Raw genomic sequence first — 4,949 nt, 5'->3', positions numbered from 1 at the left:
CATCTTAACCTCCTTCGCAGTCTTAAACCTAATGTCAAGGGCTTCCCGTGCAGCGTTTATAATCTTCATAGCTGTTGGAAGAGGTATTCCAAGCGTTACACTAAGATCTTGGGCACTAGCAGTTACAAGAGATTCTAGTGTAGTGTAGCCAGAGTCCTTCAGCTTAGCTATTATACTTGGCGAGACATCCAGCTCATCAATACTCCTAATCCTCTTAACAGGCTTAGCCTCGCTACCCATGTGCTCCCCATAAATATATATCCAAGCTCCACTAAATATTACCGCCGCAATCCATGCTTGATATTCTCTCAGACCACTCTATAGCAGGTATTACCTGGTCTTATGGTTAATACAACAGCTACTAGACCTCTTACAACCAAAAACCTTCATTTTTAAGATAGGGGCTCAGAGGATCTACCAGCCTCGTGACATAGCTAAGATCTCTTAGGGTTTAGAACCGGCCTTCTCCCCGCCTTAGAGGGTGAGAACTCTTTAAAGCTAGGAGTTTCGGGGCATCTCCTGGGCTTATGCCTACGGTTGCTGTTTTTATTTTCATGTTTGTTAATAACATCCTTGAATATGATGAGGCTTTAAAGCTTTATCTATTATAGATAGATGTTGAGAGTGCTACTATGATCTTGATGAGTAGTTGTGAGAGGGAGGAGGGGCTCATATGAAGCCCCCATTTGCCAGAGGGAGATTGGCTCTCGAAGGCGGGTGGGAAGGCTAGACAAGGGGTAATGGGGCAGAGGATCTAAAGCCCAATGAAACTAGGACCCCTAGTTTAGTCCCATGCCCGGTCTCAGACTCTTTATCTTCTCACATCACAGATCTTGGAGGTGTGGTTTTAACATGTATCTACCTTTGTAGATGTATACTTATAAACCTTATTCATCATACCCACCTTGAAGGAGCAGGGTTTCAGATGTAATAAAATAATAGCCTATGTGCTATTACTCTGTAGGGGGCATATGGTTCTCTCACAGGTGTTTCTAGCGATGATCGCCTTTATAGTTGGCGTTATCTTGATATCTCTGGGTATCCTTTATCTAATGTTTCATAATAGATCAATTAAAGGTGAGGAAGGAAGGGAGGATAGGAAGATATTAGGAGAATCTATAGGCTTTATACTAGTAGGACCTATACCAATTATATTAAGAGGTAGGGGGAAGAACACAAGATCTGTATTAATACCAATTATAATAACCATGGCACTTGCTATAACACTTCTCGTAATTCTAACAATTGCTCTGATTTCTATCATCTAGGCGATAGATGACGAATAATTACAACTGAAAGCCCGCCCTTCAGGACGGGGATGGCTAATGCTCATAAGCTTAGTGTCAGTACTATAGCTGGATGATGAAGTATCGATGGATGCGGCAACTAAACCCTAGATAATAGCTATGAGAGATGGAGGTTACAAACCATATCCCTGAGCGGCGGGGTGTTCTATATTACCACCAGGTTTCTCTAAGCTTTGGATATCCTTTGAATAGATCCTTTACTTTTTCAAACTGCTCCTCAGGTATTAATATATCTTCTTCGTCATATATAATTTTAACCCCTTCTAGGGGGTTTTTAGGCGGGTCTGGAAGTGTTTCAATGGGCTTTGTTGTGCCTAGATAGAGATATCTTCCCCTTTCCTTCCCACTAATGTATATATACCAATATCTGCCGTAGTAATAATCATATTTTATGAGCCTTCCATCGCCGAAAGGATCTCTTCTTGGAACCATTTTAACTGGCTCTAGGTAAAACCCTGTGTGTCTTATTTGCTTATTATACTCCTTCACCTTCTTAACATATTCCTCAAGGATCTTGCGAACCTTATGTGCACCTCCAACTACCCTTATCATAACACCCATAGATGTTTCCTTATATATTATTAGATAACATGGTTTTTTAGCTTTTAAAAATATTTTTTATAAGATTAGTTTTTGTCTAGTGGCTATAGAACTTAGTGATCTAGTGGGCCGCATATCATATATCTTTATATATCCCCAGTCTCATTATCCTATGTGAAGCGGTGGTGAAACTGTGGCTGAGACAGCCCATAAGATACTCAGCGATGCAATAGGGCAGATTGTTCTTGTGAGGTTAAGAGGGGATAGAGATGTTAGGGGAAGGCTTAGAAGCTTTGATATATATTTAAACATTGTTCTCGATAATGCAGAGGAAATAAGATCCGATGGAACTACTAGAAAGCTAGGGACAATAGTTATAAGGGGAGAGAATGTAGTGTTGATCTCGCCGGCCGAGGTTAAATAGAGAGCAGGGTGATCAGATATGGTTAAAGGAACACCGTCGATGGGTAAAAGATCTAAGGGTGTTACACATATAAAGTGTAGAAGGTGTGGTAGAGTTGCATATAATGTTTCTAAGAAGTACTGCGCAGCATGCGGCTTTGGAAGGTCTAAGAGGATCAGGAGATATAGTTGGAGTTCTAGAAAGGTAAATAGGGTTAGGCTCCCAAATAAATAGGGGTATGGTCAGCCATACTAGATAGGGCTGGCATTAGGCTGGCCATAGCTTTTATAATAGTGTTCATAGGCTTTATACTAGCTGTAGATACATATTATACCTCCCTACCATATTATAACTCCTACATCTCGGATGAAATATGGTATGTAGACTCGGCTCGAAACCTCATGCTAAGGCTAGGCATTCAACCCAGAACCTCCGAGCCTATGGCCACTGTGTTTATAGATAGGCAATATGATCTAAATATCATGGCAAACCAGATCCTATCTATAAAGGGTGTTGAGAGTGTTAAGAGGATAGAGAAGGCATGGGCTATATATGTGAGGGCCTCTTCCTGGAGCGTCTTCTCAGAGATCGAGAAACTCCAGGGCGTTATAGAGGTTAAGCCCGGATATGAATACGGAGATGCCGAGAACATCAATAACTATTACAACATGGAGCACCCACCCCTTGGAAAATATATTCTCATCCTCTCCATGGCCTCTATAGGCGATAACCCTGTTGGCTGGAGAATACCTGGAATGATCTCTGGTGGTATTCTATGCATAGCTGTAGGGTTAATGGTGAGGGAAGCAACTAAGAGGGATATATATGCTATTTTAGCCTCCATACTTGCTGCATCAGACCCCCTTATAAGAAATATGGCTGGTGTTGCCATGCTTGACATCTACCTATCCCTCTTCACAGCCCTCTCTATATATGCTGCTATCAGAAATTCATGGACACTCTCCGGCATATTCTTAGGCCTAGCGATCTCCACTAAGATGAGCGGGGTTTTCACAGCACTACCTCTACTAATTATCTCTATAATTAATGGCCGAAGCATTGGGAAGATCTATAGGGATCTAATACTGATACCAGGAGCTATCTTCATAGCATTGAATCTACCAATAATACAGCTCTTCGGGCTAAAAACATGGTATGACCAGAGCATAGTTGGAGCTATAAGCTGGCATTTAAAGACAAAAACAGCTCCCGGTGAAGGACCACCTATATCAGCCCCCTGGATGTGGCTATATGGGGATAACCCATTCTATCTAACAGTGTCTCCCGATACTGTTGCGAGAGGGAATATATATGTATATCTGGGTTCTATAGCATTATCCGCTGCCCTACTACCAACTGCAGGGCTCTTTCGATGCATGTCTATGCTAACAGTTTCAACATATATGACGTGGCTAGGATATGTTATACTCTGGATACTTGGTAACCACTCACAATATAGCTTCTACATGGTACAACTATCACCCCTCTTCTCAGCTCTCTTCATAACCCAGCTATGGGCTATATTTGAGAACACAGATATAGTTATTCGATCCTACTCTTTCTTCTACAGAAAACAAAGGGTAGAAGGCTGATTAGGTATAACCGCTATGTATTCTTCTTTGCAACAATTATAAGACATTTTTGATCATTGAAGATCTAGGTTGAAGATCTTCTTTTAAATTGAAAGAATACAGGCTTATAATAATTTCAATCAAGGAGATTCTGGTTGAGCTGGTTCACAAACCTTCTATTATACTTTTGAGCTTGGCCATAGAATCTAGTATAAATGATGGGCCTGTATGTGCTAGGGTTTCCTCGTGAAATACCTCTAACTTACTATATCTAACCCCTCTCTTTTCTAGCATTTCCACAAGTGATCTATATCCTATGGGATGCTCCGATGTTATATAGCTAGCATTCTCGTAGATAACAAGATCTACACTGTTTAATTTCTCAAGGATCGTTTTTGTCTCAACATAGGATACGGGTTCTTTCTCGGTAGCACATATACCCCCTACTAGGTAGATAGCATCGCTTATATGGCTAGCACCGCCAGGGGACCATAGGCCTCCTCTAGGGCCGAAGTCGAGGACAGCTAGTATATTCTTAGCCCTACCTCGATCTCTAGGGACCAGCTCCCCAAGTTTTCCTATGAGCTTTGCAGATAGCTCTCTAGCGTTTTCTATGTAGCCGGTTATATAGCCTAGGATAGATGTATTTGATATAATTCCAGCCACATCTGTTGGCATTGATAAGGGGTATACAGCGATCCTCTCCTTCCTCAACGTCTCGATTATACCTCTTTGAACACCTGTTATTGTAACAACTATATCGGGTCTCAGCTCTCTTATCATATCTATATTAACATGTGTATAGCTCCCTACCTTAGGCTTTTTCCTAGCCTCTGGAGGTTTATTTGAGAAAGCATCTGTTCCAACTACAAGATCTCCTAGCCCCATCATATATAGCGTCTCTGTAAGGCCAGAGCTCATAGATACTATTCTCTCAACAGGCCATCTCACGATCTCAACATATTCCCCTAAGATCTCATTATAGATCCTCACCTTCTCTCACCGAAAACCTTGCTCAGTATCTGTAGAGAAGCTGTATAGGGATCTATATCTCCTCTCGACAACATCTCTATTATATGCTTATCAGCGCTATTAAAGATCTCCTCAACCCTGCTTTCTATTATATGT

The 4,949-nt window shown here is 41.4% G+C and carries 7 protein-coding genes; 4 read left to right on the top strand and 3 right to left on the bottom strand.

What is annotated here, in order from left to right:
- On the bottom strand, nucleotides 1-240 hold a 240-nt coding region (locus QXE01_11520), incomplete at its 3' end, for a DNA repair and recombination protein RadA (protein ID MEM4971865.1).
- 731 nt (nucleotides 241-971) lie between these two features.
- On the opposite strand from QXE01_11520, the gene QXE01_11515 reads away from it, so the two are divergent.
- Nucleotides 972-1,268: a hypothetical protein gene (locus tag QXE01_11515; protein MEM4971864.1), complete on the top strand. Its 297-nt coding sequence runs from the start codon at nucleotides 972-974 to the stop codon at nucleotides 1,266-1,268.
- A gap of 189 nt (nucleotides 1,269-1,457) precedes the next feature.
- Here the strand turns inward: QXE01_11515 and QXE01_11510 are convergent, their stop codons facing one another.
- On the bottom strand, nucleotides 1,458-1,868 hold the full coding sequence (locus QXE01_11510; GenBank protein ID MEM4971863.1) for a hypothetical protein: 411 nt from the start codon (nucleotides 1,866-1,868) through the stop codon (nucleotides 1,458-1,460).
- Nucleotides 1,869-2,040: 172 nt separating this feature from the next.
- Between QXE01_11510 and QXE01_11505 the strand changes: the two genes are divergently transcribed.
- The 3 genes from QXE01_11505 to QXE01_11495 are packed head-to-tail and all read left to right on the top strand — an operon-like array spanning nucleotide 2,041 to nucleotide 3,842.
- Nucleotides 2,041-2,271 (top strand): LSm family protein, encoded by a 231-nt coding sequence (locus QXE01_11505; protein MEM4971862.1) that lies wholly within the window; start codon nucleotides 2,041-2,043, stop codon nucleotides 2,269-2,271.
- Between the two features lie 18 nt (nucleotides 2,272-2,289).
- The gene (locus QXE01_11500) at nucleotides 2,290-2,484 is read left to right on the top strand and encodes a 50S ribosomal protein L37e (GenBank protein MEM4971861.1); all 195 of its coding nucleotides are present in this window, start codon (nucleotides 2,290-2,292) and stop codon (nucleotides 2,482-2,484) included.
- Between the two features lie 59 nt (nucleotides 2,485-2,543).
- Nucleotides 2,544-3,842: a glycosyltransferase family 39 protein gene (locus QXE01_11495; GenBank protein MEM4971860.1), complete on the top strand. Its 1,299-nt coding sequence runs from the start codon at nucleotides 2,544-2,546 to the stop codon at nucleotides 3,840-3,842.
- A 144-nt stretch (nucleotides 3,843-3,986) separates the two neighbouring features.
- Here QXE01_11495 and QXE01_11490 read toward each other — a convergent pair whose 3' ends face one another.
- Complete coding sequence (locus tag QXE01_11490; GenBank protein ID MEM4971859.1) at nucleotides 3,987-4,814, bottom strand: ABC transporter substrate-binding protein; 828 nt, start codon at nucleotides 4,812-4,814, stop codon at nucleotides 3,987-3,989.
- Between the last annotated feature and the right edge of the window lie 135 nt (nucleotides 4,815-4,949).

The sequence above is a fragment of the Sulfolobales archaeon genome (genome assembly GCA_038897115.1).
Classification (GTDB): domain Archaea; phylum Thermoproteota; class Thermoprotei_A; order Sulfolobales; family AG1; genus AG1.
The sequence above is the reverse complement of the archived record's forward strand: the minus strand, read 5'-3'. Positions and strand labels throughout refer to the sequence as shown.

Excerpts from the sequence above, each read along its gene's own strand:
- QXE01_11515 (MEM4971864.1), top strand. The coding sequence starts at position 972 with ATGGTTCTCTCACAGGTGTTTCTAGCGATGATCGCCTTTATAGTTGGC.
- QXE01_11510 (MEM4971863.1), bottom strand. The coding sequence starts at position 1,868 with ATGGGTGTTATGATAAGGGTAGTTGGAGGTGCACATAAGGTTCGCAAG.
- QXE01_11500 (MEM4971861.1), top strand. The coding sequence starts at position 2,290 with ATGGTTAAAGGAACACCGTCGATGGGTAAAAGATCTAAGGGTGTTACA.